This is a genomic window from Microbacterium nanhaiense, from assembly GCF_014646015.1.
Classification (GTDB): domain Bacteria; phylum Actinomycetota; class Actinomycetes; order Actinomycetales; family Microbacteriaceae; genus Microbacterium; species Microbacterium nanhaiense.
In genome coordinates, this window is sequence record NZ_BMMQ01000008.1 from 129,748 (window position 1) to 153,048 (window position 23,301).

Sequence of the window (23,301 nt, forward strand, 5' to 3'; positions counted from 1 at the left end):
TCGACAAAAGGGTGAGATCTCGCGGAGGGTGCGAGCGACCCGACTCAGCCCTCGCGGCGGGCGCGGCGGCGCGCCGTGGCGCGAGCGATGAGCCAGGCGATGAGGACGAGCCAGGAGGCGGCGAAGGCCCCGACGAGGATCGGGAAGGGCGGCGGGAGGAACGTCACCGTCACCTCGGTACCCTCGGCGACGCCCGAAAGGTCGATCGTCAGGAGGTAGTCGCGAATCGGATCCGCGAGCTCGGCGCCCGAGACGCTGTAGCCCGGGAAGGGCAGGCGCGACAGCGCCACGCGAGGGTCGGATCCGACGGACGAGACCGTGAAGCTCACGGAGGTGTCCGAGAGCGACAGCTCCGTGACGGAGGTGCCCTCGCCCGTCCAGGTCACGCCGCCCGCGGAGGGCAGCGGCTCGTCGCGGTCGAAGCGCCAGGTGTACTCCCCCTCCGCGGTCAGGCTCCACCCGTCGGCGGCCTCGGGCTCGTCGGGGAAGGTGGTCTTCGCGGCGAGGATCGTCGACACGTCGAGCAGGTCCGCGACCGGCAGCCCGGTGTCTTCGTCCTCGCTCCACAGCACCTCGAGCGCCTCCTCGCAGGTGACCCCGCGCAGGTCGCTGCAGAGGTCGGTGGCGTAGGAGGTGAACGGCAGCACCGTGTAGACGCTCGAGACGTTCGCGTCGCTGAGGTACCAGAGGTTCGCCATCAGGCGCTCGTCCCAGCTCTCGGGGTCTCCGGCGCCCTTCATGTAGTCACCGACGACGATCGCGTCGCCCTCGGCGTCGTCGAGCACCGACTCGAGCGATTCGGTGTCGGTGGGGGCGTCGACGCCCGGCAGCGGCGACTCGCGCCACTGCAGCAGCTGCGCCCCGCCGACGCCGAGGGTCACGATCATCGAGGCGATGACGACGAGGTTCGTCTGGCGCTGCCAGCGCGGCGTGCGCCCGGCGACGAACGCGGGCGAAGCGGATCCTCTGCGCCGCAGGGCGATCCACGCGATCGCGGCGAGCGCGAGCAGCTGCAGCGCGGCCGCGGCGAAGATCGACTTCCACGACCACATCTCGGCGACCCAGGTGATGTACGCCATCGCGACGATCAGCGCGACCGACCACCACGCCTTCGCGCGCGTCAGGCGCTCGGGGAAGGCGCGCGTCGCAGCGACCGCGAACACCACGAGCACGGCGATCACGAGGTACGGCATCATGCGGATCGGCCAGCGGATCGCGCCGAGGTCGCTCGGGCCGAGCACGAAGGCGAGCATCGCGGTCCCGAGAACGAACACCGGCAGCAGCGTGCGCGCGCGGGCGATGGGGAGGAAGAGCGGGAACAGCGGCAGGATCCACGCGATATACATCAGCGGGCCGTCGGTGACGCCGTTCCACGAGAAGACGGATCCGGTGGTCAGCGGCGACGCCGTGGTGAAGAGGTCGGCGACGTCGGCGTTGAGGAAGCCGGTGTTCTCATAGGGCGCCTCGCTGCGGGTCGTGACGGCGCTCGTCGCGATCGCGGGAAGGTAGATGACGATCGTCCACAGCGCGCCCCACGCGCTCGCGGCGAGGGTGCGCAGGATCCGCACACGGTCGCGGCGCACGATGTGCTCGACGAGCGAGGAGACGAGCACGACGACGAGCACGATGACGCCGAAGACGTAGCCGAAGGTGATCAGGGTGAAGCTCGCGAGCACATACGGCCACGGAGACTTTCCGTGCTCGACGGCGCGGCGCAGCGCCCACCACACGAGCGGGAAGAGGCACGCGTCGAAGAGGCCGGTCGACCAGCTCGCGGCGTCCATGTACACGGTGAAACCCGCGGCGGGCGCCATGACCGCGACCAGGGCCGCCCAGGGCCGCGAGGATCCGAATTCCATCGCGAGCAGATACATGCCGATGGAGAACACCGCGAGGAACGCGATCTTCCACGCCGTGACGTGCAGCGCGGCGTCGGGCGCGAGGTAGGCGCTCAGCCCGATCAGCCACGTGACGGGGCTGAGGATGCCCCATTGCCCCTCGGCGAAGTAGTTTCCGCCCTGCCAGGCGGAGGGATCCAGGATCGGCAGGCTGCCCTGCGAGAGGTACTCCCCCAGGGCCCACCACTGTCCGAAGGATCCGCGCTCGGTGTCGTCGGTGAAGTAGAAGCGCGGGTTGATCGCCACGCGCGACGCGGCGAGCGCGATCGTCAGAAGCGTCGAGAGCAGGGGCCAGCGCAGCCGGTGCCAGAGGGTGTCACGCGTGGAATCCATCCCGGCAAGGCTAGCTTCCCGGAGTCTTACGGCCCCACATGACACGATGGAGGCATGAAGGGCATCATCCTCGCGGGCGGCAGCGGCACGCGCCTGAACCCGATCACGCTCGGGATCTCGAAGCAGCTCGCGCCGGTCTACGACAAGCCGATGATCTACTACCCGCTGTCGACGCTGATGCTCGCGGGGATCCGCGAGATCCTCGTGATCACGACGCCGCACGATGCGCCTGGCTTCGAGCGCCTGCTGGGCGATGGCTCGCAGTTCGGCGTCTCGATCACCTTCGCGCAGCAGCCCTCCCCGGACGGCCTCGCTCAGGCCTTCACGATCGGGGCCGACTTCATCGGCGACGACTCGGTCGCGCTCGTGCTCGGCGACAACCTCCTCTACGGCCCGGGGCTCGGCACGCAGCTCGCGCGCTTCGCCGACATCGAGGGCGGCGCGATCTTCGCGTACTCCGTCGCGGATCCGTCGGCATACGGTGTCGTCGAGTTCGACGCGGACGGCCGTGCGCTGTCGCTCGAGGAGAAGCCCGCCGAGCCGAAGAGCAGCTATGCGGTGCCGGGGCTGTACTTCTACGACAACGACGTCGTCGAGATCGCCCGCAACCTCTCGCCCTCGCCGCGCGGGGAGTACGAGATCACCGACGTGAACCGCGAGTACCTCCGCCGCGGACGCCTGAACGTCGAGGTGCTGCCCCGCGGCACCGCGTGGCTCGACACCGGCACCTTCGACGACATGATCGAGGCCGGCAACTACGTGCGCACGATGGAGCACCGCACCGGCCAGAAGATCGGATCCCCGGAGGAGATCGCCTGGCGTCGCGGCTTCATCGACGACGACGGCCTGCGCGCCCGCGCGGAGAAGCTCGTGAAGTCGGGCTACGGAAGCTACCTGCTCACCCTCTTGAAGGAAGGCCGCTGATGGCGCACCTCCTGGTCACCGGCGGCGCCGGTTTCATCGGATCGAACTTCGTTCACCACGTCGTCGCCTACACGGATCACACCGTGACGGTACTCGACAAGCTCACCTATGCCGGCAACGCGGCCTCGATCGAGGGCCTCGACCGCGTGAGCCTCGTGGTCGGCGACATCGCCGACGCCGAGCTCGTCGACTCGCTCGTGTCGCAGGTCGACGCCGTCGTGCACTACGCGGCCGAGAGCCACAACGACAACTCGCTCGACAACCCGCGCCCCTTCCTCGACACCAACGTGATCGGCACCTACACGCTGCTTGAGGCGGTGCGCCGCCACGACGTGCGCTTCCACCACATCTCGACCGACGAGGTCTACGGCGACCTCGAGCTCGACGACCCCGCGCGCTTCACCGAGACGACGCCGTACAACCCGTCGTCGCCGTACTCGTCGACGAAGGCGGCCTCCGACCTGCTCGTGCGCGCCTGGGTGCGCTCCTTCGGCGTTCGGGCGACGATCTCGAACTGCTCGAACAACTACGGCCCCTACCAGCACGTCGAGAAGTTCATTCCGCGCCAGATCACGAACGTGATCCGCGGGATCCGTCCGAAGCTCTACGGCACGGGCGAGAACGTACGCGACTGGATCCACGCCGACGACCACTCCTCGGCCGTGCTGACGATCCTCGACAAGGGTCGGATCGGCGAGACGTACCTCATCGGCGCCGACGGCGAGGAGAACAACAAGGTCGTCGTCGAGACGATCCTCGAGCTCATGGGGCAGGACCCCGGCGCCTACGACCTCGTCACCGACCGCCCGGGTCACGACCTGCGCTACGCGATCGATTCGACGCGCCTGCGCACGGAGCTCGGCTGGCGGCCGAGGTACACGAACTTCCGCGAGGGGCTCGAGGCGACCATCCAGTGGTATCGCGACAACGAGGCCTGGTGGGCGCCGTCGAAGGACGGCGTCGAGGCCTTCTACGCATCGAAGGGGCAGTAACAGCGGTGGAAACGACGATCGACGGCCTGCTGCTGTTCGACCTCGCCGTGCACGGCGACAACCGCGGCTGGTTCAAGGAGAACTGGCAGCGCGAGAAGATGGTCGCCGCGGGTCTGCCCGACTTCGGCCCCGTGCAGAACAACATCTCGTTCAACGCGACGGCCGGCACGACCCGCGGGATCCACGCCGAGCCGTGGGACAAGTGGGTCTCGGTCGCGACCGGGCGCATCTTCGGCGCCTGGGTTGACCTGCGCGAGGGCGAGGGCTTCGGCCGGGTGTTCACGGCCGAGATCGGCCCCGACAAGGCGATCTTCGTGCCCCGGGGCGTCGGCAACGCCTTCCAGGTGCTGGAGGACGGCACGGCGTACACGTATCTCGTCAACGACCACTGGTCGCCCGACGCGTCGTACTCCTTCCTGAACCTCGCCGACGAGACCGTCGCGATCGACTGGCCGATCCCGCTCGACCGCGCGGAGCTGTCGGAGAAGGACCGCGCCCACCCGCGACTCGCCGACGTCGTGCCGATCGCGCCGAAGAAGGTTCTCGTGCTCGGCGCGAACGGGCAGCTCGGTCGCGCACTGCGCGCCTCGTACGACGGATCCGCGCACGTCGAGTTCGCGGGCCGCGAGGATCTCGACCTCACGGCCGACATCTCCTCGTCGCGCCGCTGGCGCGACTACGGCGTCATCATCAACGCCGGCGCGTACACGGCCGTCGACAAGGCCGAGACCGATCGCGCGGGCGCGTGGGCGGCGAACGCCGCGGGCGTCGCCCGGCTCGCGCGCGTCGCCGCCGAAAACGGCATCACCCTCGTGCACGTGTCGAGCGACTATGTCTTCGACGGATCCGCCAACTCCTACGACGAGGAGGCGCCGCTCGCGCCCGTCGGCGTCTACGGGCAGTCGAAGGCAGCCGGCGATGTCGCCGCCTCCACGGCGCCGCGGCACTACATCGTGCGCACCTCCTGGGTGATCGGCGAGGGCAACAACTTCGTGAAGACGATGGCGTCGCTCGCCGAGCGCGGCATCGATCCGAAGGTCGTCGACGACCAGGTGGGCCGCCTGAGCTTCGCGAGCGAGATCGCCCGCGGCATCCGACACCTCGTCGAGAGCGCGGCGCCGTTCGGCACGTACAACCTCACCGGATCCGGCCCCGCCGTGAGCTGGTACGACGTCGCCCGGCGGGTGTTCGAGTTGACCGGCCACGACCCCGCACGGGTGAGCGCCACATCGACGGCCGACTACTTCGCGAACGCCCAGGGCCCCATCGCCCCGCGCCCCGCGAACAGCGTGCTCGCCCTCAACAAGCTCGAGGCCACGGGCTTCGTGCCCGCCGATGCGGACGCCTCGCTCGTGGAGTACCTGCGGGGCTAGTCCGCGCGAGACAATGGAGCGTGTGACCCGCGCCCCGGAACTCCTCGACCTCATCACCCGCCGCATCGACGACACTGGCTTCGGCGCGCACGGCGTGCACGTGCGCGTGGGCGATGAGACGGCCGAGCGGCGCTGGGCGCCCGATGTGCGCGAGGAGATCCACTCGGTCGCGAAGGCCATCGCAGTGATCGCCGTCGGTATCGCCCGCGACGAGGGGCTCGTCGACCCGGATGCGATCGTCGCGCACGATTACACCCTGCGCGACCTGCTGCGCATGACGAGCGGCGTCGACTATCCCTGGTCGGCGACGATGTTCGACGACGATGTGTACGGGCTTTTCCTCGCACGCGAGCCCTGCGGGCGCGTGTTCCAGTATTCGAACGCGAGCACCTACGTCGCGATGCGGGTTCTCGAATCGCGCGTCGGCGACGTGGCCGCGTGGCTCGCGCCGCGCCTGTTCGCCCCACTCGGTTGGGCCGAGATCGAGTGGCGGCGCTGCCCGCGCGGGCACGTGCTCGCGGGCGAGGGCATCTCCCTCACGACCGAGGAGATGTCGCGGCTCGGGGCGCTCATCCGTGACGGAGGCGCGTACGGCGGCCAACGGCTCGTCTCGGCCGAGTGGGTCCGGGCGATGCACTCCGACTGGTTCGAGCGCGAGGCGGGCCCCGGCTACGAGGGATACGGCCTCGGCGGCTGGCGCGGCCCCGGTGACGGCTGGCGCCTGCACGGCGCGTACGGCCAGATGGTTCTGTTCCGCGGCGACGCGGTCGTCACGATCAGCGCCGACGACCACTTCGGTGCCGACGAGCTCGCCGCGTTCGTGCTCGGGCTGCCCGGGGCGTGAGCGACTACAGCTCGGCGTCCCACGCCTCGGCGTAGCGGGCCTCGACCTGGGGCCAGACGAGCGCCAGGCCGTCGTCCACCGTGTGCACGCGGGCCGCGAGGTCTCCCGTGACGACGAAGTCGTGCGGGATGACGCGTCCGGCCGCGTCGCGGCGGCCGAGCGGATCCGGAAAACGCAGCGCGACGACGTCGCCCGTGCGGCGGCAGGCGCGCCGTTCGTCGCCGACGGCCGCGAAGGCGGCGTCGTAGGCGGGCAGCGGATCCGTGTGCCCGCCGGTTTCGAGGAAGCGGAAGCCCCAGCGGCGGCCGCGGGTGGCCCAGATGATGGTCATCGTCGGCTCCGGATGAGCACGTGCCGCTGCTCGGCGTCGTCGAGGTCGAGCTGGAAGCTCGTGAGCGTGGCTCGCACGTTCTCGTGCTTCGCGCGGGCCTCTTCGTTGGCCTTGCGCAGGGCATCGCCCGCGAGGCGGGTGGCCTCGTCGACGACGTCGGCGCTCAGCAACTTCATGACGAGCCCGATGGGGCCGGCGCGGCCGATAAGCTTGCCGAGCAGGGCGCCGGCGACGAGCTTGACGCCGCCGTTGAACTGCTCGAGCACTTTGCCCGGGAGTTCTTTGCGCTGCGCCCACCGCACGTGCCGCTCGAAGGGCAGCATCGCCGCGATGGGCAGGATCAGCTCGACACCCACCCGCTCGGTGACGAGGATCTGCTGCGGGTCGAAACGCGCCGACGACAGCAGCATGAAGTCTTCGCCGACCGACAGCGCCGAGTCACCCTGGATGAGGCTCGCGATCGCCTCGCGGAGGGCATCGATCTCGTCGCCGACCTTCGCGATCATGAGGTCGCGGAACGCGTAGACGTCCGTCTGCGGCAGCAGGTCGGCCTTCGATAGCGCCATCACCCAGATGCGGGGGAACTGGATCAGCTGACCCTTGTCGCGCAGCAAGCCATCGCGCATCGAGAGGATGCCGTTGCGGAAGTTGCCGAGCAGCGACTTGAGGTAGCGCTCCTCCTCGCCCGCGTGGTCGATGAGCTTCTGCCCGTCGACGAGCAGGAAGGCCACGTCGGATCCGAGCAGCGCCCGGAACGTCTCGACCCGGCGACGCGCCTCCTCCGGCCCGCTGACGGACTGCTCGAACCATTCGCCCGGATAGTCGTGCCAGGTGAGGCGCAGGGCGTCGACGCTCTGCTCCTTGCGGTGCTGGCGCAGCTTCAGCGAGAAGGAATAGGAGGTGGCGGCGAAGTGCGTCGGCGGCGGTGGCGTGGCCGAATCGCGCATGCCGAGATAGTTGCGGTGCAGGCGCGTGCCCTGACCGATGTCTTCCGCGACGACGTCGAAGAGGTTGCGCTTGCGGAACGCCGCCTCCTGCGTCGCCCCGTAGAACGACGACAGCAGCACGGTCTTGCCGCTGCCGCTCTCGCCGAACACGGCGATCTGCTGATCGAGGATTCTCGCTCGCTGCATAGGAGCATGCTATGCCCGTCGGGGATCCGCGGGCCGCGCGCGGGAGAAGCCGGCAGAGGGCCGGGTCGGAGGACCCGGCCCTCACGCGGCAATTACTCGGTAGCGGCAAAGTCCTGTGCGCCGATGGTCTGGAACCAGGTACGCACCTGCTCGGCATCGTCGGTGAAGGTGAGCGCGAGCTGCAGAAGCACGCGCGCCTTCTGCGGTGTGAGGTCGAGCCCGCCGATCACCCCGGGCGTTCCGTCGTCGTAGATGGCGCCGGATCCGGTGCGTGTGGTGGTGACGAACACGGTTCCCTCGTCGACGCCCTCCGTGCGCGCCTCGGCCTGAGCGGACGAGATGCCGCCCGCGCCGTGTCCGGCTGTGACGATGCCGTCGATGCCGTCCTCCACGAGTGCGCGAATGGGCGTGCCCGATGCCTCGACATAGCTGAAGACGATCTCGGCTGAGGCGAGGTCGTCGAACTCGACCGTCGACAGGTCGAACGGCGTCGCCCATTCGTCTGTGCCGCATGCATCCACGCGCGAGGTCTCGCGCATGTGGCGGAAGTTCTGACCGTCGACGGTGCCGAGCGCGCCGTACTGGCCGCCGGAGAAAGTGTCAGTACGCCAGGCGTCGGTCTTGGTGACCTCGCGTGCGGCGTAGTACTGGTCGTTCATCAGCATGACGGTTCCGTAGCACTCGGTCTGTCCGCTCGCGGCCAGGCGGATCGCGTTGAACAGGTTCGCTTCCCCGTCGAACGAGTAGGTGTTCGCCTGCCGCATGGAGCCCGTGAAGACGACGGGCTTCTGCGACTGCACCGTGAGGTCACTCCAGTAGGCGATCTCCTCCATGATGTTCGTGCCGGTATTGACGACCACGGCATCGACGTCATCCTGAGCGAGGATCGAGTCGAGCTGCTGCGTCATGTCGAAGAGCTGCCGCACTGTCGTCGACGCGGAGGAACCGGGGATCGCGCCGTCGACAATGGTGAGGTTCGCGATCTCGGCGATGTCGGGTTGGATCCGTTCCAGGATCTCGCCGATGCCGTCAACGCCGTCTCCGCCGTAGTTCGTGTAGTCTGCGGGCCCCTCGGCGGTCGAGGTGATGGTTCCGCCGCCGTCGAGAATGACGACGTTCGCGAGGTCGGTGGCGGTCTCATCGAATGCTGCGGTCGTCTCGAGCGGCTCGGCCTCCGCCTCCTCGACGGACGCCGTTGACGTGCACGCCGTGAGGCCGGCGGCGATCAGCATGAGGGGAAGTGCAAGAAGAGCAGGGCTGCGGTGCATGTGAGGTCCTTCTGTGCGGAGCGTGGCCCTCGATCGAGGGCACAGCCCAAGCTATGAGGCTGATTCCGCCCGCCGACGGCCGTGTGACGTGCTCGACACATTCGGGATCCGCGTCGGATTCTGCGGCTCTCCGGGGCCTTTCGCCCCTTGCTCAACCCCCGTGTGTGCGCTCAGCGTCGCGAAACCGAGCGCACGGGCGTGACTCCGAAACCGGAGTACTCGGCTGCGGCGCCGCAGGCCGCGTCGACGAAGGCCCCCGCGAGCCGATTCCGTGCGTCCTCGGGCCGCGCGAGCCAGGTGCGCCGGAACCCGTCCCGCGCGATCGACCGGCGCACTCCCGGATAGGGATCCGAGACACCGAGCGCCGGCAACAAGGAGACGGCCAGCCCCGCCGCGACGAGGCTCCGCGTCATCGCATGGTCGGGCGAGCGATGCGCGACGATAGGCGCGGGCAAGCCTTCGGTGATGAACATCTGGTCGATGATCGGAGGGGCGCCCTTGTGCCCGACGGCGGAGACGAACGGTTCCCCGACGAGACGCGAGAGATCGCGGGCGTCTTCGTGCAGTTCTTCGCGCCCTATCGATGTCATCAACACGAGCGCTTCGTCGAACAGCGGCGTCAACTGCAGCCCCGAGACGCCGACTTCGGGATAACCCCAGACGAATCCGACGTCGAGGTCGCCCGTGAGCAGGGCGTCGGAGACTTCTTCGGTCAGGGCGTACTCCGTGAGAGTCACGCCGGCGGAGGGCCGCTTGTGCGAGAACTGCGCCAGCGCGGGCGGCACGATCGTCGTTCCCGCCGCGCGGAAGTATCCCACGCGGAGTTCGCCGCTCACCCCTCGCGACAGCGACCGTGCGTCGTTCTCGAATTGCTGTGCTTCGTCGATCAGCAGCTCGGCCCGGTCGGCGAGGATCCGTGCGGCAACCGACGGACGGACCGACCGGGCGGTGCGCTGGAACAACTCGAGGCCGGCCCATGCCTCGACCGCAGCGATGTGACGCGAGACGGCGGCATGGCTGTATCCGGTTCGACGGGCCGCCTCGGCGACTGAGGCCGTGCGGACCACGGCGACGAAGCTCTGCAGAACGGTGAGATCAAGCACGGCTGGTGCCCTCCCCTGGCGCACGCCAGATGATCAGCAACGAGGTGGTCAGTGTGCAGGCGAGGATGATGCCGAGGCCATGCTCGGTGCCGATCAGTGCGCGCAGCCCCAATGCGAGCGCAGGCACGGTGCTGCCCATGGCGGCGGCGATGTTGAAGCCGAGGCCCCCGGCGGTTGCCCGCACCTCGCGCGGAAAGGCGTCGACGAGGGCGAGGTACACGGGTGTCGCGAGGATCCCGATCGGTACGGCGATCGCGATGCCGCCGATCATCGCCGCGGTGATCGATCCGGTGCGGACGAGTACCGTCTGAGCAACACATCCCACCGCTACCGCGCCGAGCCCGAGGGTGAGCGTCGTTCTGCGCCCCAGCGCGGTGCTCAACCTGGACGTAGCGAGAATCGCCACGACGAGCACCGCGTAGGTCGCCGTGTTCACTCGCACCGCCTCACCGCGCGTGAAGCCTGCGAGCACCATCTCGTTGAGGTATCCGCCGAAGGCGCAGCTGAGCGCGACGTTGTACGAGGCGACGACCCCCGCGAAACGCGCGACGCCCGAGCGATGCAGTCGGAAGACGACACGCACCGGTGCTCCCGGGTCCGCGGGCGCCGAGCGTGGTTCGAGCGCGCGGGCACGGAGCACGAGCGCGATGATGCCGAGCGGGGCGGCCGAGGCAAACAGTGCGCGCCATCCCCACGACGCCATGTGTTCGTCTGTGATCGTGACGACGAGCACCGAGGCGACGACGGATCCGACGAACGAGGCCGCGAATGTTCCTGCGGCGAGCACGCCCGCCGCGCGAGGCCGCGCCGCGGCGGGCAGGCGCTCGAGCGTGAAGCACACGGCACTCGACATCTCACCGCCGACGGCGAAACCCTGGAGTGCACGCAACGCGCTGAAGGCGACGGGCGCAAACAGACCGGCCGCTTCCCACCCCGGCACGATCGCCATCAGCGTGGTCGCGAGGCTCATGAGCAGCACGCTGAGAAACAGCGCGCGGCCGCGTCCGGCGCGATCGGCGACGTGGGCGATCACGATGCCGCCGAGCGGCCGAAAGGCGAATGCCACGGCATACGCCGTCCATGTCGCCAGGAGAGAGACGGTCAGGTCGTCGGTTGGGAAGATCGCGGCCGCGATGTATGCCGCAACGATGCCGTAGATGGCGAACTCATACCATTCGATCCCATGGCCGGCCACGGCGATGGCGAGCACGGATCGGCGACGCAACGAGGGCGGGTCCACACGACGGAGCATGTCTCGATCGTGCCGACCGCATGTTTCCGTTATATGGCGGTTGTCGAACGCCCCGCGTCTGCGTCAGCTCGTCGTGTCGCCCGGCGCGAGCGCCGCCTTGAACGTCTTCATCAGGATGAGGACGTCGCTCGTGAAGCTCCAGTTCTCGACGTAGGACAGGTCGAGGCGCACGCTGTCTTCCCACGACAGCAGGGAACGACCCGAGACCTGCCACAGGCCCGTCATGCCGGGCTTCACGAGGAAGCGGCGGTGCACGTGGTCTTCGTACTGTTCGACCTCTCGCTGGATGGGCGGGCGCGGGCCCACCAGGCTCATCGACCCGCCCAGCACATTGAACAGCTGTGGCAGCTCGTCGAGGGAGTACTTACGCAGCACGCGGCCGACGGGGGTGATGCGCGGGTCGTTCGTCATTTTGAACTGCACCGCGTTGCCCGAATCTTGCAGGTCGAGCAGCGACTGCAGCTTCTCCTCGGCGTTCGGCACCATGGAGCGGAATTTCCACATGCGGAATTCTTTGCCGTGGCGGCCGATGCGGGCCTGCTTGTAGATGACGGGCCGACCCGACGTGATCATCACCAAGAGCGAGATCACGATGAGGACGGGGCTGAGGACGATCAGGATCGCCGCGGAACCGAAGATGTCCATCATGCGCTTGACGAATCGCTGCCCTGGCGAGAAGCGCGGCGTTTCGACGTGCATCAGCGGGAGGCCCGCGACGGGGCGGGTGTGGATGCGCGGGCCCGCGATGTCGGTGATGCTCGGTGCGAGAACGAGGTGTTGTTTGCCTGCCTCGAGCGCCCAGGAGATCTGCTTGACGCGCTGCGGGCCGAGCTGGTCGGTGCTCGTGATGACGACCGTGTCCGCCCCGGTAAGACGCATGGCGCTCTCCACGGATCCGGTACCGCCGAGCACGGGGATGCCCGCGGCGCCGAGCGACTGCCCACTTGCGTCGTGAGCGGACACGCATGCGCCGGCGACCGTGTAGCCGGCGCCCTTCGTGCGCTCGAGCTCGCCGGCGACGTGCTTGATCGACTTCTCGGAACCGACGAGCAAGACGCGAGCCGTGTACTCGCCCTTGCGTCGCTTGTTGCGTAGCCAGATACGCCAGAAGAAGCGCGTGATGACGAGCAGGATGATGCCGCCGGGAAGCGCGATGAGAAGGTAGCCGCGCGAGGCTTCGACCTTGAGCAGGAACGCGCCAATCGCGATAAGCCCGAAGACCATCAGGCTGCTGTTCACCACGCGGCGATACTCGAGATCCCCCACGCCCACGACGCGATCCGAGCGGGTATCAGACACCGCGAGCGTGATCATCCACAGCACGACGATGAAGACCGAGAGCGCGAAGTAGGAGGTGATGCCCGGCCATGCCTGGATCGGCATCTCGACCTGCTTGTGGAGGCCAAGCCAGCCCAGTTGTGCACCGAACACGGCAATCACAATGACAATGAAGTCGGTGATTCGCAGGTAGGAGGCATAGCGCGCACGCCAGTTTCGAACCCCGCGCGGCTTCGCTGCCTGCGCGGGAATCGAGCCCGTTGCCGTGCGAATGATCGCGGGAAACTCGCTCGTGGAGGCCCGGGATGCGCCATCGCTGACGATCTCCGTGATGCCGCTCGCCGTGTTCTCGCCGTTTGCACCGCGCGTGATCTCGGTCGTCAAGCGTCCGTCCTCTCCCCTGCCGGCAGCCCGAACCGACCTTGAAATGATAACCCACTGCCAGCTTCCGCACAGGGAGAATGCCGTGTGCCATTCGCAGGCCTTGCGCACGCCTCCGACCTAGACTGGCCGAATGCAGAACTCTGTCGCGCCGGGCCCCGCATCGACGGGTGCGGCCCCCCAACCCGCCGTGAAGAAGCGCAAGCGCCGCGCGAGGGCCATCACGTGGACGATCGTGGGCGTGTTCGTCTTCTGCCTTGCCGTCATGGGCGTCAGCGCGTTCGTCGCGAAGAGCGCCGTCGACACCCTGATGGCGGAAGCAAAGGCGCTCGCTACCGACATTGATGACTCCGCGAAGACCGAGAAGCACGTCGACGAGATGGTCTCTGCGGCGAGCCGCGCGCACTGGGCGACCGCGCACCCCGTCTGGCGGGCGACCGAGGTGCTTCCCGTAGTTGGTGACGATCTGCGCGCCGTGCGGCTTCTTGCACGCACCGCCGACTCGCTGGTCTCTGACGTCGCCGCACCGCTGCTCGAGTTCGACCTGTCGTCGATCGGCCCGACGGACGGCGCGCTCAACGTTGATGCCGTCGCTGAGCTCGGGAAGAAGATCGAGGAAGTTGCACCCGCCGCACAAGATGCGCAGATTCGTTTAATTGCGGACGGCATTGAGACGGACAGCCTGCTCGGCCCGCTGCAAGGGCCCGTCGCGCAGGTCGAGGATGTGCTCGGCACAGCCGCGGATGTTCTCCGGCGCCTCGCAGTTCTTTCACCCCAGCTCGCCACGATGCTTGGAGCAGACGAGCCGAGAAACTATCTGGTGCTAGCCCAGAACACAGCAGAAATGCGGTCCCTGGGTGGAAACCCTGGCTCTCTCCTGATGCTGACGGTGGACAACGGACGAATGGAGATCACGCATTCCGCCAGCGAGCAGGATCTCAATTCGGGTCGAGCGGAGCCCATCACACCGCTTAATCCGTGGACCGAGGCGCTGTACACGGATCGAGTCGGCCGATACATCCAGGACACGACAATGACTCCCGACTTTGCGCAGACGGCAGCTCTCGCGCGTGCGTTCTGGGGAGAGACGCTTGGCGATCCGGGCGACGCCGTACTCGCTATCGACCCTGTGGTTCTGAGCTACATGTTGAAAGCGACCGGACCTGTACAACTGCCGACGGGCGAGAAGCTCACGTCGGACAACGTCGTCAAACAGGTTCTGAATGAGGTCTACGTCCGCTACCCCGGCACCGCACCGACAGATCGTGCCGCGCAGGACCTTTTCTTTGCAGAGGCAGCCGGTGCAGTGTTTGGAAAGCTCACAAGCTCTTCGTCGGGATTCGCAGGCCTGATAACCCAGCTCGTCAAGGGATATGAAGAGGGCCGTATTCTCTATGCTCCGACAAACGAAGTTGAAGCCAAGGCGGTCTCAGGGACGCGCTTCGGAGGCCCCCTCACCGTGCAGAGCAACGACGAGAACACAACGCTCGGAGTGTTCGTCAATGACAACACCGAAGGCAAACTCGACTACTACACCGACATGAGCGTAAAAGCGTCGAGCAACGTCTGTTCAGTCGGGGACGCTGACGATAAGACCTTCACAGTTGAGGCGACATACAACTTCAACCTCAAACCAGAAGACGTGGCAACGCTTCCTTACTACGTATCGACGGCGCGGTACTTCCCCAAGGGGCAGAAGTCGACCAATCTCGTGTTCTACGGTCCTGTGGGGAGCACGTATGTGTCCGCCAAGATAGACGGCCAGGACTTCGTTCCTCAGGCAGGAACGAACGACCTCGGGCGTCAGGCGGTACTGATCAACTTCCTCAGCGACCCCGCGAGCACACATAAGATCGAGGTGACCTTCTCCGCGCCGCCGGCAAACTACGGTCCGATCGATGTGCGTACCACGCCGATGATCAAAGGCGTTCCGGTGAACGTCGAGTCGCCCGGGTGCGGGTAACCAACCGCAGGTCGTATAGCTCTTCGCGCGCGCTCGATGCACCCCACTCATCGGCCATGCGGGTGCGGAGGGGGAGGCCCCGCTCCGTCCTGCGTCAGTGGCCCAGCAAGGACGAGATATCATGTCCGACGTGCCTGCAAAAAGACTAGACATTCAGGGGCTCCGCGCTCTCGCCGTTCTCCTGGTGGTCGTTTACCACCTCTGGCCGAGCAGGCTCACCGGCGGCTACATCGGCGTCGATGTCTTCTTCGTGATTAGCGGCTACCTGATCACAGCTCACCTGCTCTCGGAGGTCGACCGTACGGGCACGGTATCGCTCACTCGTTTTTGGGCCCGACGAATTCGCAGGCTACTACCTGCCGCTTTCCTTGTAATCGGCGCGTCGTTAGCGATCGCCTATTTCGTCCTACCGAGCTCAGTGCTCACGCAGAATCTCTCTGAGATTGGTGCGGCTTCGGTATACGTGCTCAACTGGCTATTGGCATTCAACGCGGTAGACTATCTCGCAGCCGAGAACGCCCCCTCGCTTGTTCAACATTATTGGTCACTTTCGGTCGAAGAGCAGTTCTACATTGTCTGGCCCCTGCTAATTCTCCTTGCCCTCGCTTTTGGCAAGCTCCTCCGAGTAGAGAGCCGACGGACGGTTATCGGCGTCACGTTGGCGGTCGTTTTCGTTGCCAGTCTCACTTACTCGGTTTGGATGACGTCGTCGAACCCGGGCATCGCGTACTTCGCAACGCCGACTCGCGCATGGGAGTTCGCGGTCGGGGGCCTTCTCGCATTCGCGCCCGCGACCTTTCGCCTGGATGCAAGCCGTGCCTCCCACGTAATCTTGTCCTGGGCGTCGCTGGTTGCGATCGTCGGCAGCGCCTACGTTTTCGACGCTTCAACGGCCTTCCCCGGCTACATTGCTTTGATCCCCGTCGCAGGAACTGCAGCCCTCATCGTACTCGGCGACTCCGCGAACGTCTGGTCACCGCAATACCTCGCCAGGCATGGATTCGTACAGATGCTCGGCGACACGTCCTACGCCATCTACCTGTGGCATTGGCCACTTATTGTCGCTCTCCCGCACCTCACTGGCAAACCAATTGGACTCAAGTGGGGCATGGCGATTCTTGGAGCCACAGTCTTGCTGTCACTTCTTACGCAACGATTCGTGGAGGAGCCGTTTAGAACTGCGTCGGGCCCGTTGCGACTTCGGCGAACCGCATATTCAATGATGGCCATCGGGATGGCCGCGGTGGTTGGCGTCGCTGCCGTGGGAGCCTCTAATCTGCAACGGTCATACGAGGAGGCCAAGTCTGGAATCAACACGGCAATGTACGCTGCAGAAGGGTGTTACGGCGCGTACGCATTGATCAATGATTGCGACAATCCATATTCGTCTACGTCGCTCACTAATCCAGCGTTCGCCGCGGTTGATAAAGACTCATGGGGCCGGAATGACCCGGGCGAGAAAGCCTGTATAAAGACCTACCCCTCGAACCTTCCGGCACGCGACTGCACATTCGGTGAAGGTACCACCACTGTAGCGTTCGTCGGAGACTCCCATGCTGGTCATCTACTCGAGCCGATGAAAAAGGTTGCAGAGGAGAACGGATGGAGGCTTCGTGTATACATTCTTGGCGGATGCTCAACCTTTGAGGACCAGTTCACGATCGATGGGCTACAGAATCCACAAACAATCAAGAATGTTGAAGCTTGCATGGAGTGGAGCGAGCATGTTAGGCAGAGCATCCTCGACGAGCAGCCACACACAGTGATCTTCAGCAGCATGTCATGGCGACGTCTCATAGATCCGTCGACGATTGCCGCATCGTTTGACGAGTATCGCAGCTCCGGGATAACGCCTGTTGTGCTTGAGGACGTTCCGGGTATGCCTGATGGAGTAACCGGTCCCGCCTGCGTCGAATCGAAACTACTTCCTTGTGACACCAAGCTGAAGGAACGCGTCGATCCCGTTCTCGAGGCGGCTCGGACGGACGGCACAGCGATCGTGAGCCTGAACGATGTGCTTTGCGACGACACCAACTGCCCCCCGGTTATTGGTGGCGCAATTGTCTACACCGATGAGCATCATCTTTCACGTAGCTTCGCATACACGCTGACGCCGATCCTCTTAGAGAGGATCCCAGCGCTCGTTCGCCAATAGGCGCGCTCCTGCCTGCAATAACGGGGTTACGCATCACTCGATGCACTCCCACTCGCGCAGGGTCTGGGACGTGATGTTGCGGAGCGCGCGATCGAGGAACTTCGGGCGATCCTTCGTGCGCACGACGACCGCGACGCGCGGCTCCGCGGTCATCTGTTCAGCGTCCCATTCCGGTGTAGGTCCAGCCCGCGGCCTTCCACGCCTCGGGATCGAGGATGTTGCGGCCATCGAACACGACCGGACGCGTCACCTTCGCCGCAGTGGCCACCGGGTCGAGGCCCTTGAACTGCTTCCACTCCGTCACGATCACGACCGCTTCCGCACCGTCCAGGGCCTCGTCCAACGAGTCCGCGTACGCGAGCTGCGGGTGCAGGCGACGGGCATTGTCCATCGCTTCCGGATCAAACGACACGACCTCCGCACCCAGGCCCTTCAACCGCACCGCGACATCCAACGCGGGCGAGTCACGAATATCGTCCGAATCGGGCTTGAACGCGAGCCCCAAAACCGCGACCCGGTGACCGAACACCTGACCATCGAAGGAATCCACGACCCGGTCCACGACGTGCTGACGGCGACGCAGGTTGATCTCATCGACCTGCTTCAAAAACGCCACCGACTCGCCCTTGCCGAGCTCTTCCGCGCGGGCCGCGAACGCGCGAATGTCTTTCGGCAGGCACCCGCCCCCGAAACCCACACCCGCGTTGAGGAACTTCCGCCCGATGCGCACGTCGTGACCGATCGCGTCCGCGAGCTGCGTCACGTCGGCGCCGGCGACTTCGGAGATCTCGGCCATCGCGTTGATGAAGCTGATCTTCGTCGCAAGGAAACTGTTCGCGGCGACCTTCACCAGCTCGGCCGTGGCCTGGTTCGTGACCAGCCGCGGCGTTCCCCGCTCAAGGATCGACGCATACACGGCATCGAGCGTCGCGACGTCCTCGTCACGGGTGGAGTCTGCGACACCGTAAACGAGACGATCGGGGTCGACGGTGTCCTTGACCGCGAAACCCTCACGGAGGAACTCCGGGTTCCACGCCAGGCGCACACCCTTCGCGTTCGCGAGTTCCGACAAGCGGGCGGCCGTGCCGACGGGGACGGTCGACTTGCCCGCGATCAGCGACCCGGGCTTGGCATAGCTGAGGANCCCGTCACGGCGCTGCGGGGTGCCGACACCGATGAAGTGCACCTCGGCGTCGGCGAGGTCGGCGTAGTCGGTGGAGAAGGTGAGCCGGCCGGAATCGATGCCCGCGCGGAGGATCTCGTCGAGCCCGGGCTCGTAGAACGGGGTCTGTCCGGCGGAGAGCTTGTCGATCTTCGCCTGGTCGACGTCGATGCCGACGACGGTGTGTCCGAGCGACGCCATCGCGGCCGCGTGGACTGCACCGAGGTAACCGCAACCGATCACACTCAACTTCATAATTCCTCCATACCTTGTCACAAAGTACCCACCCGAGTTGCACAGAGTTGCGAAACCCATCCTCCCGCGTCTCAAATGTGGCCGCCCCTATGCATCTGATCAGGCGATACGGCAGCTCGCCCGTTAGAGTCGAACTTGTCCTACTGAACGATACGGGGAGCCAAACTGTTGAGCGGAGTGATCGTACACGAGTGGCTAGAACGCTCGGGCGGCGCTGAGAACGTTGTCGAAGCAATGCGAGAGGTCTTCCCGGACGCGCCACTCTGGAGCCTGTGGGATGCGAGCGAGGGACGGTTCGGGGCGCACACTCGTGAAACGGTACTTGCGAAATCGCCCCTGAAGGGCAAGAAGGCTCTCTCCTTACCCCTGATGCCGCTCGTGTGGCGAAACCTCCCCAAGATCGATGCAGAGTGGATGCTTATCAGCAGCCACCTTTTCGCCCATCATGCGCGATTTGGCGGCAAGTCGAGCATTCCGAAGTTGGTCTATGCTCATACACCCGCTCGATACATATGGACACCCGAACTCGATGGCCGCGGCCGCAGCAAAGCTGCGCGGCTCGCCGCCTCGGCGCTCAAGCCGCTCGACCGGCGTCGCGCTCAAGAGCCTGTCGCAATCGCCGGCAATAGCAGGTTCATCGCGCAACGCATCGCCGATACTTGGCAACGCGATGCCGAAGTGATCTATCCGCCCGTTTCCATCGAAGCGTTCCTGCAGGAAGAACCGCTTAGCTCAGCAGACCAGAAGGTTCTCGAATCGCTTCCAGGTGAGTACCTTCTCGGAGTCTCGCGGTTTGTGCCATATAAACAGCTCGAGACAGCCATTTTCGCTGGCCGCGCATCGGGCCTCCCGGTCGTACTCGCTGGACGCGGGCCCGACCGTGAGCGCCTCGAGCAGATTGCGCTCAACGCACACCCTGGGCGGGTGCACTTCGTCGACCACCCCTCGTTCCCGCTCCTGAAATCGCTGATGCACAAGGCGCATGCACTCGTTTTCGCCGCTATTGAAGACTTCGGAATCGTCCCCGTAGAGGCGATGGCCTCTGGGACGCCTGTCCTCGCCAACGCCATCGGTGGCGCGTCGGAGTCAGTGATCGACGGTGTAACGGGTGCCCATCTACACGACTGTCAATCCGAAAGTGCGCTCCTCGAGGCGGTCGAGAAGGTGTCCTCGGTATCACCAAAGGCGTGTGTTGCCCGAGCGAAGGAATTCGACATCTCCCATTTCAAGGTCAATATCAAGCGATTCGTAGAAAACTCGCTTTCAATGGTGGAATGAGCGATGAAGGCCGCGAAGACGTTCGACGTGTTGCTCACTTCTGTTCGCCAGGAAAGCGATAACTGAAATGCTTTCTATCATCACACCGATCGGCTGGTTCTTCCTAGTCGGCATCGTCGCGTGCCTTGTCGGATCGCCGCGCTCACTAATCTGGCTGATGGCTATCGCCTTACCGTTTTCTCACACGGCTATGCTCGTCGTCGGATCTAACGGACTAAGCCCTTTCTGGTGCGTCGCGCTTGTCGCTGTAGGACGTCTGTTCTATTTGCAGTTTCGCCGCACACGCAATCTGCGGCGCGCGCGAAGGGCTCGCGGTGCTCAGGCGTTGTCTCTAACGGGATCAACGCTCGCACTGCTGTTTTTCGGAGCGTACGCACTGCTCATAACAGCTGTTGGACCTGCCTTGTTCGAGGGTGTGGGCGTAATCACTCCCCGCGGAGGTCTAGACAGCCAGATCGATAACTTCACACCGCTCACATACACGACGTCGAACGTAGCTCAGACCGCATACGTGACCGTGGGAGTGCTTCTCGTGATGTATCTCATCACAGAGCCACCGAGATCCATACGTGTAATCGAAGCGGCGATCGTGACTGGTTTTGCACTCACCCTCTTTAAACATTTCCTACCCGACTCGTGGCCACAGGAATGGTTTGATTCGAATCCCAGTTACTACTACCACTGGATATTCGATGGTGCGCGCGAGCGCGGTCCGTTCGCAGAACCGTCGCTCATGGGAATGTTCCTCGGCATGAGTCTCGCGTATCTCGTGGCCTCCTTCTGGCGGGCGTCACTAGTCACACGCGTTTTTTATTCAGCACTCATCGGAATCGGCGTATACCTTTACAGCGTCTCGTACACTGGAACAGCACTACTGGCGCTGGGTAGCGTTGCTGGCGCTGCCGTACTGTACGGCCTCTGGCGGATCATTCGTTACGGGACGAAGCAGGTTCGCATCTACTTCGCGTCCGCCTTTGCGTTGATTACGCTGATCGTTTTCGTCTTCTGGAACGTTGTCTCGAAATACACGCTCGACATCGTCGTAGAAAAACTCGGTTCAGACTCATTCGCAAATAGGAATGCCAGCAATGTCAATTCCTTCCGCGTTCTGCTGGACTCGTTCGGGTTGGGTGTTGGTCTGGGAAGTGATCGGCCGTCGAGTCTATTCTTCGTGCTCCTCTCATGTGTCGGGATCGTGGGCACGCTCCTCTTCATGCGGGCTACAGCCGGATACCTTGCATACGGCCTTCGCACACCATCGGTCTCGCCTATTGCATGGGCCTTCATGGCTCAGCTGATCGCGCAGCTCGTCGCCAAGCCCGACATCTCAATGCCGGGCCTCTGGCTTCTCATGGGAGTACTTGCTGCCAGCTACAACGCGCGAGAAGTGGGTTTCGACACCGAAAAGGAAAACGTCCAGCCAACGTTCAAGGAACGCATTGGAACTCTTATCAGGTTTCCGTGATTGATAGGCAGACTCCCCGACTCGAGCGGCACCAAGAGTGACTATCAGCAAAGGCGCGGGTTCATCAACACCGAATAACTGCACGCACGGCCGTAGACGCTCTTGCTCGAAAAGTAGAAGTCTCGCACACTTCCACTCTTTACTCGACATTCAGCGTCATCGAGCGCCCGAGTATATGGATAGATAGACGTGACGCACCGAGGCCCGGCCCATATCCGGCTCATCGTGTTTGAGGGTGTAGGAGCGGCCTGAAGCCGCCGGCTTCGAGCAGTGATCGGGCAATGTAGTGGGTCAGATTCCGGAACCCCAGAGCGGTGCCGCGGAGGTGCTCGAGACGGCCGTTGATGGCCTCCGACGGCCCGTTGCTGGTGCCGGGATGGTCGAAGAACGCGAGGATGTCGGCCGAGCGCCGCTTGATGGTCCGTCCGAGGCTGATCAGCTCGGGCAGGCCTGTCGGGACGCCGCTGGTGAGGCGCCGGATGACGCCCTCGAAGATTCTCTTCCCGCGTGCGGGATCGTTGTGTCGGTAGGCGGCGACGGCGCGCTGGTAGATGTCCCAGGACACCTCGACGACGACATGCTCGGGACGCTGGTCGAACACCGCCTCGAGCTTCGCGAGCTGATGCTGCTTGAGGAGGCCGAGTCCTGTCCTGAGCAGGCGGCGACACCCGTAGAGAGGGTCGCCCTTCCGACCGCGATGCCCCCGGGTGTCCTGCTGAACACGCTGGCGGGTCTTGTCGAGCGCGTCGCCGAACAACGCGACGACGTGGAACGGGGTCTGATGTAGGAACTGGTGACATCAAACATGGCTAGGGCGTGTCTCCCATATGCATCGTGAGGTTCGCGGCAGTCTGGTGGGGTGAGGTCGACGGGTTCTCGATATCGGGTGTTCACGGATGCGCAGTGGAAGCGGATCGCTCCGCTGTTGCCGTCCAATGCCGGGCGGCGTGGTCACCCGTTCGGTGACGACCGGCGGGTTGTAGAGGGCATCGCGTACCGGTTCCGCACCGGGATCCCGTGGCGTGACTTGCCTCGCGAGCAGTTCGGCCCGTGGCAGACGGTGTGGAAGCGGCATCGCCGTTACGCCGCTGACGGGACGTGGGATCGGGTGCTGGCGCAGATCCTCGCCAAGGCCGACGCGGCCGGGAAGATCGACTGGGCGGTGTCGATCGATGCGACGATCGCGCGTGCGCATCAGCATGCGACGAACACCACCCGCCCCGAGCAGGACACAGGGGGCAGGATCGAATCACAAGAATCTGCCCTGGCACGAGATTGAACCGCCCGGTCACGGTATCGGCCGCTCTCGCGGCGGTCTGACCACGAAGATCCACCAGGCCGTCGATGGGCACGGCCGCCCGCTCGCGATGATCGTGACCGGCGGGCAGCGCAACGACGGAGCGATGCTCACCCACGTGCTCGGCGAGATCCAGGTTCCCCGGCTTGGCCCGGGTCGCCCACGAACCCGACCCGACGCCGTGATCGCCGACCGTGCCTACGCGACCGGAGTCATCCGCAGCGAGCTGCGCCGCCGCAAGGTCAAGGCCGTCATTCCTGACAAGCGCGACCAGATCATCGCACGAAAACGGCGCGGGAGTCGCGGCGGTCGCCCGCCCGGGTTCGACGCCACCGCCTACCGCGGTCGCAACGTGATCGAGCGATTCATCGCACTCGCGAAGCAGTGGCGCGGCATCGCGACCCGCTTCGACAAACTCGCCATCACGTACCGCGCCGGCGTCACCCTCTGCGCCATCCTCACCTGGGTCCGACTATTGGGAGACACGACCTAGCCGAGAGGGCTGGCCTGGAAGGATGTCATCATGCCGGGGCCGTTCCCGAAGGAGTTCCGCGACGACGTCGTCCGGGTCGCGCAGAACCGCGACCCAGACGTCTCCCTCGCGCAGATCGCGAAG

General features: G+C 65.2%; 18 protein-coding genes and 1 pseudogene. 9 read left to right on the forward strand and 10 right to left on the reverse strand.

Features of this window, described 5'->3' with window-relative positions:
- Nucleotides 1-44: 44 nt before the first annotated feature.
- A complete protein-coding gene (locus tag IEX05_RS12710) occupies nucleotides 45-2,231 on the reverse strand; it encodes a glycosyltransferase family protein (protein ID WP_188702411.1) in 2,187 nt (728 codons plus the stop codon).
- A gap of 54 nt (nucleotides 2,232-2,285) precedes the next feature.
- Here IEX05_RS12710 and rfbA point away from each other — a divergent pair, with 54 nt between their 5' ends.
- Genes rfbA through IEX05_RS12730 form a run of 4 tightly spaced genes read left to right on the forward strand, consistent with a single transcriptional unit; the run spans nucleotide 2,286 to nucleotide 6,364 of the window.
- A complete protein-coding gene (gene rfbA, locus IEX05_RS12715; protein ID WP_188702413.1) occupies nucleotides 2,286-3,155 on the forward strand; it encodes a glucose-1-phosphate thymidylyltransferase RfbA in 870 nt (289 codons plus the stop codon).
- Complete coding sequence (gene rfbB, locus IEX05_RS12720) at nucleotides 3,155-4,147, forward strand: dTDP-glucose 4,6-dehydratase (RefSeq protein ID WP_188702415.1); 993 nt, start codon at nucleotides 3,155-3,157, stop codon at nucleotides 4,145-4,147. Before rfbA ends, rfbB begins: the two co-directional genes overlap by 1 nt.
- A 5-nt stretch (nucleotides 4,148-4,152) precedes the next feature.
- Nucleotides 4,153-5,520, forward strand: a complete 1,368-nt coding sequence (locus IEX05_RS12725; RefSeq protein WP_229661300.1) for a sugar nucleotide-binding protein — start codon at nucleotides 4,153-4,155, stop codon at nucleotides 5,518-5,520.
- Between the two features lie 22 nt (nucleotides 5,521-5,542).
- Nucleotides 5,543-6,364: a serine hydrolase domain-containing protein gene (locus tag IEX05_RS12730; RefSeq protein ID WP_188702417.1), complete on the forward strand. Its 822-nt coding sequence runs from the start codon at nucleotides 5,543-5,545 to the stop codon at nucleotides 6,362-6,364.
- 4 nt (nucleotides 6,365-6,368) lie between these two features.
- Here the strand turns inward: IEX05_RS12730 and IEX05_RS12735 are convergent, their stop codons facing one another.
- The 6 genes from IEX05_RS12735 to IEX05_RS12760 form a co-directional block, all read right to left on the reverse strand.
- Nucleotides 6,369-6,695, reverse strand: coding sequence for a hypothetical protein (locus IEX05_RS12735; protein ID WP_188702419.1), 327 nt, complete (start codon nucleotides 6,693-6,695; stop codon nucleotides 6,369-6,371).
- Nucleotides 6,692-7,828, reverse strand: coding sequence for a TRAFAC clade GTPase domain-containing protein (locus IEX05_RS12740; RefSeq protein WP_188702421.1), 1,137 nt, complete (start codon nucleotides 7,826-7,828; stop codon nucleotides 6,692-6,694). Before IEX05_RS12740 ends, IEX05_RS12735 begins: the two co-directional genes overlap by 4 nt.
- A 92-nt stretch (nucleotides 7,829-7,920) precedes the next feature.
- Nucleotides 7,921-9,096: an asparaginase gene (locus IEX05_RS12745; protein WP_188702423.1), complete on the reverse strand. Its 1,176-nt coding sequence runs from the start codon at nucleotides 9,094-9,096 to the stop codon at nucleotides 7,921-7,923.
- 170 nt (nucleotides 9,097-9,266) lie between these two features.
- Nucleotides 9,267-10,199, reverse strand: a complete 933-nt coding sequence (locus IEX05_RS12750; protein WP_188702425.1) for a LysR family transcriptional regulator — start codon at nucleotides 10,197-10,199, stop codon at nucleotides 9,267-9,269.
- On the reverse strand, nucleotides 10,192-11,451 hold the full coding sequence (locus tag IEX05_RS12755) for an MFS transporter (protein WP_188702427.1): 1,260 nt from the start codon (nucleotides 11,449-11,451) through the stop codon (nucleotides 10,192-10,194). The genes IEX05_RS12750 and IEX05_RS12755 overlap by 8 nt, the downstream gene beginning before the upstream one ends.
- 63 nt (nucleotides 11,452-11,514) lie before the next feature.
- A complete protein-coding gene (locus IEX05_RS12760) occupies nucleotides 11,515-13,113 on the reverse strand; it encodes a sugar transferase (protein ID WP_229661301.1) in 1,599 nt (532 codons plus the stop codon).
- Nucleotides 13,114-13,243: 130 nt separating this feature from the next.
- On the opposite strand from IEX05_RS12760, the gene IEX05_RS12765 reads away from it, so the two are divergent.
- On the forward strand, nucleotides 13,244-15,073 hold the full coding sequence (locus IEX05_RS12765; protein WP_188702429.1) for a DUF4012 domain-containing protein: 1,830 nt from the start codon (nucleotides 13,244-13,246) through the stop codon (nucleotides 15,071-15,073).
- 121 nt (nucleotides 15,074-15,194) lie between these two features.
- Entirely contained in the window at nucleotides 15,195-17,228 is a 2,034-nt protein-coding gene (locus IEX05_RS12770; RefSeq protein ID WP_188702431.1) for an acyltransferase family protein, read from the forward strand.
- A gap of 33 nt (nucleotides 17,229-17,261) precedes the next feature.
- On the opposite strand, the gene IEX05_RS12775 is transcribed toward IEX05_RS12770, so the two are convergent.
- Nucleotides 17,262-17,381 (reverse strand): glycosyltransferase, encoded by a 120-nt coding sequence (locus tag IEX05_RS12775; protein WP_188702432.1) that lies wholly within the window; start codon nucleotides 17,379-17,381, stop codon nucleotides 17,262-17,264.
- 4 nt (nucleotides 17,382-17,385) lie between these two features.
- Entirely contained in the window at nucleotides 17,386-18,645 is a 1,260-nt protein-coding gene (locus IEX05_RS12780) for a UDP-glucose dehydrogenase family protein (RefSeq protein ID WP_188702434.1), read from the reverse strand.
- 177 nt (nucleotides 18,646-18,822) lie between these two features.
- Between IEX05_RS12780 and IEX05_RS12785 the strand changes: the two genes are divergently transcribed.
- Nucleotides 18,823-19,923 carry a glycosyltransferase gene (locus IEX05_RS12785; RefSeq protein ID WP_229661302.1) on the forward strand — a complete coding sequence of 367 codons (1,101 nt, stop codon included), beginning with the start codon at nucleotides 18,823-18,825 and terminating at the stop codon, nucleotides 19,921-19,923.
- Nucleotides 19,924-19,990: 67 nt separating this feature from the next.
- Entirely contained in the window at nucleotides 19,991-21,388 is a 1,398-nt protein-coding gene (locus tag IEX05_RS12790; protein ID WP_188702438.1) for an O-antigen ligase family protein, read from the forward strand.
- 220 nt (nucleotides 21,389-21,608) lie between these two features.
- On the opposite strand, the pseudogene IEX05_RS12795 reads toward IEX05_RS12790, so the two are convergent.
- Nucleotides 21,609-22,163: pseudogene (locus IEX05_RS12795) on the reverse strand (transposase); the annotation flags it as partial.
- 84 nt (nucleotides 22,164-22,247) lie between these two features.
- Here IEX05_RS12795 and IEX05_RS12800 point away from each other — a divergent pair.
- Nucleotides 22,248-23,178, forward strand: a protein-coding gene (locus tag IEX05_RS12800) for an IS5 family transposase (protein WP_188702442.1) whose coding sequence is annotated in 2 segments (ribosomal slippage) — nucleotides 22,248-22,622 and nucleotides 22,624-23,178 — 930 coding nt in all. Because the reading frame shifts where the segments join, the coding sequence is not laid out codon by codon here.
- Nucleotides 23,179-23,301: the final 123 nt, after the last annotated feature.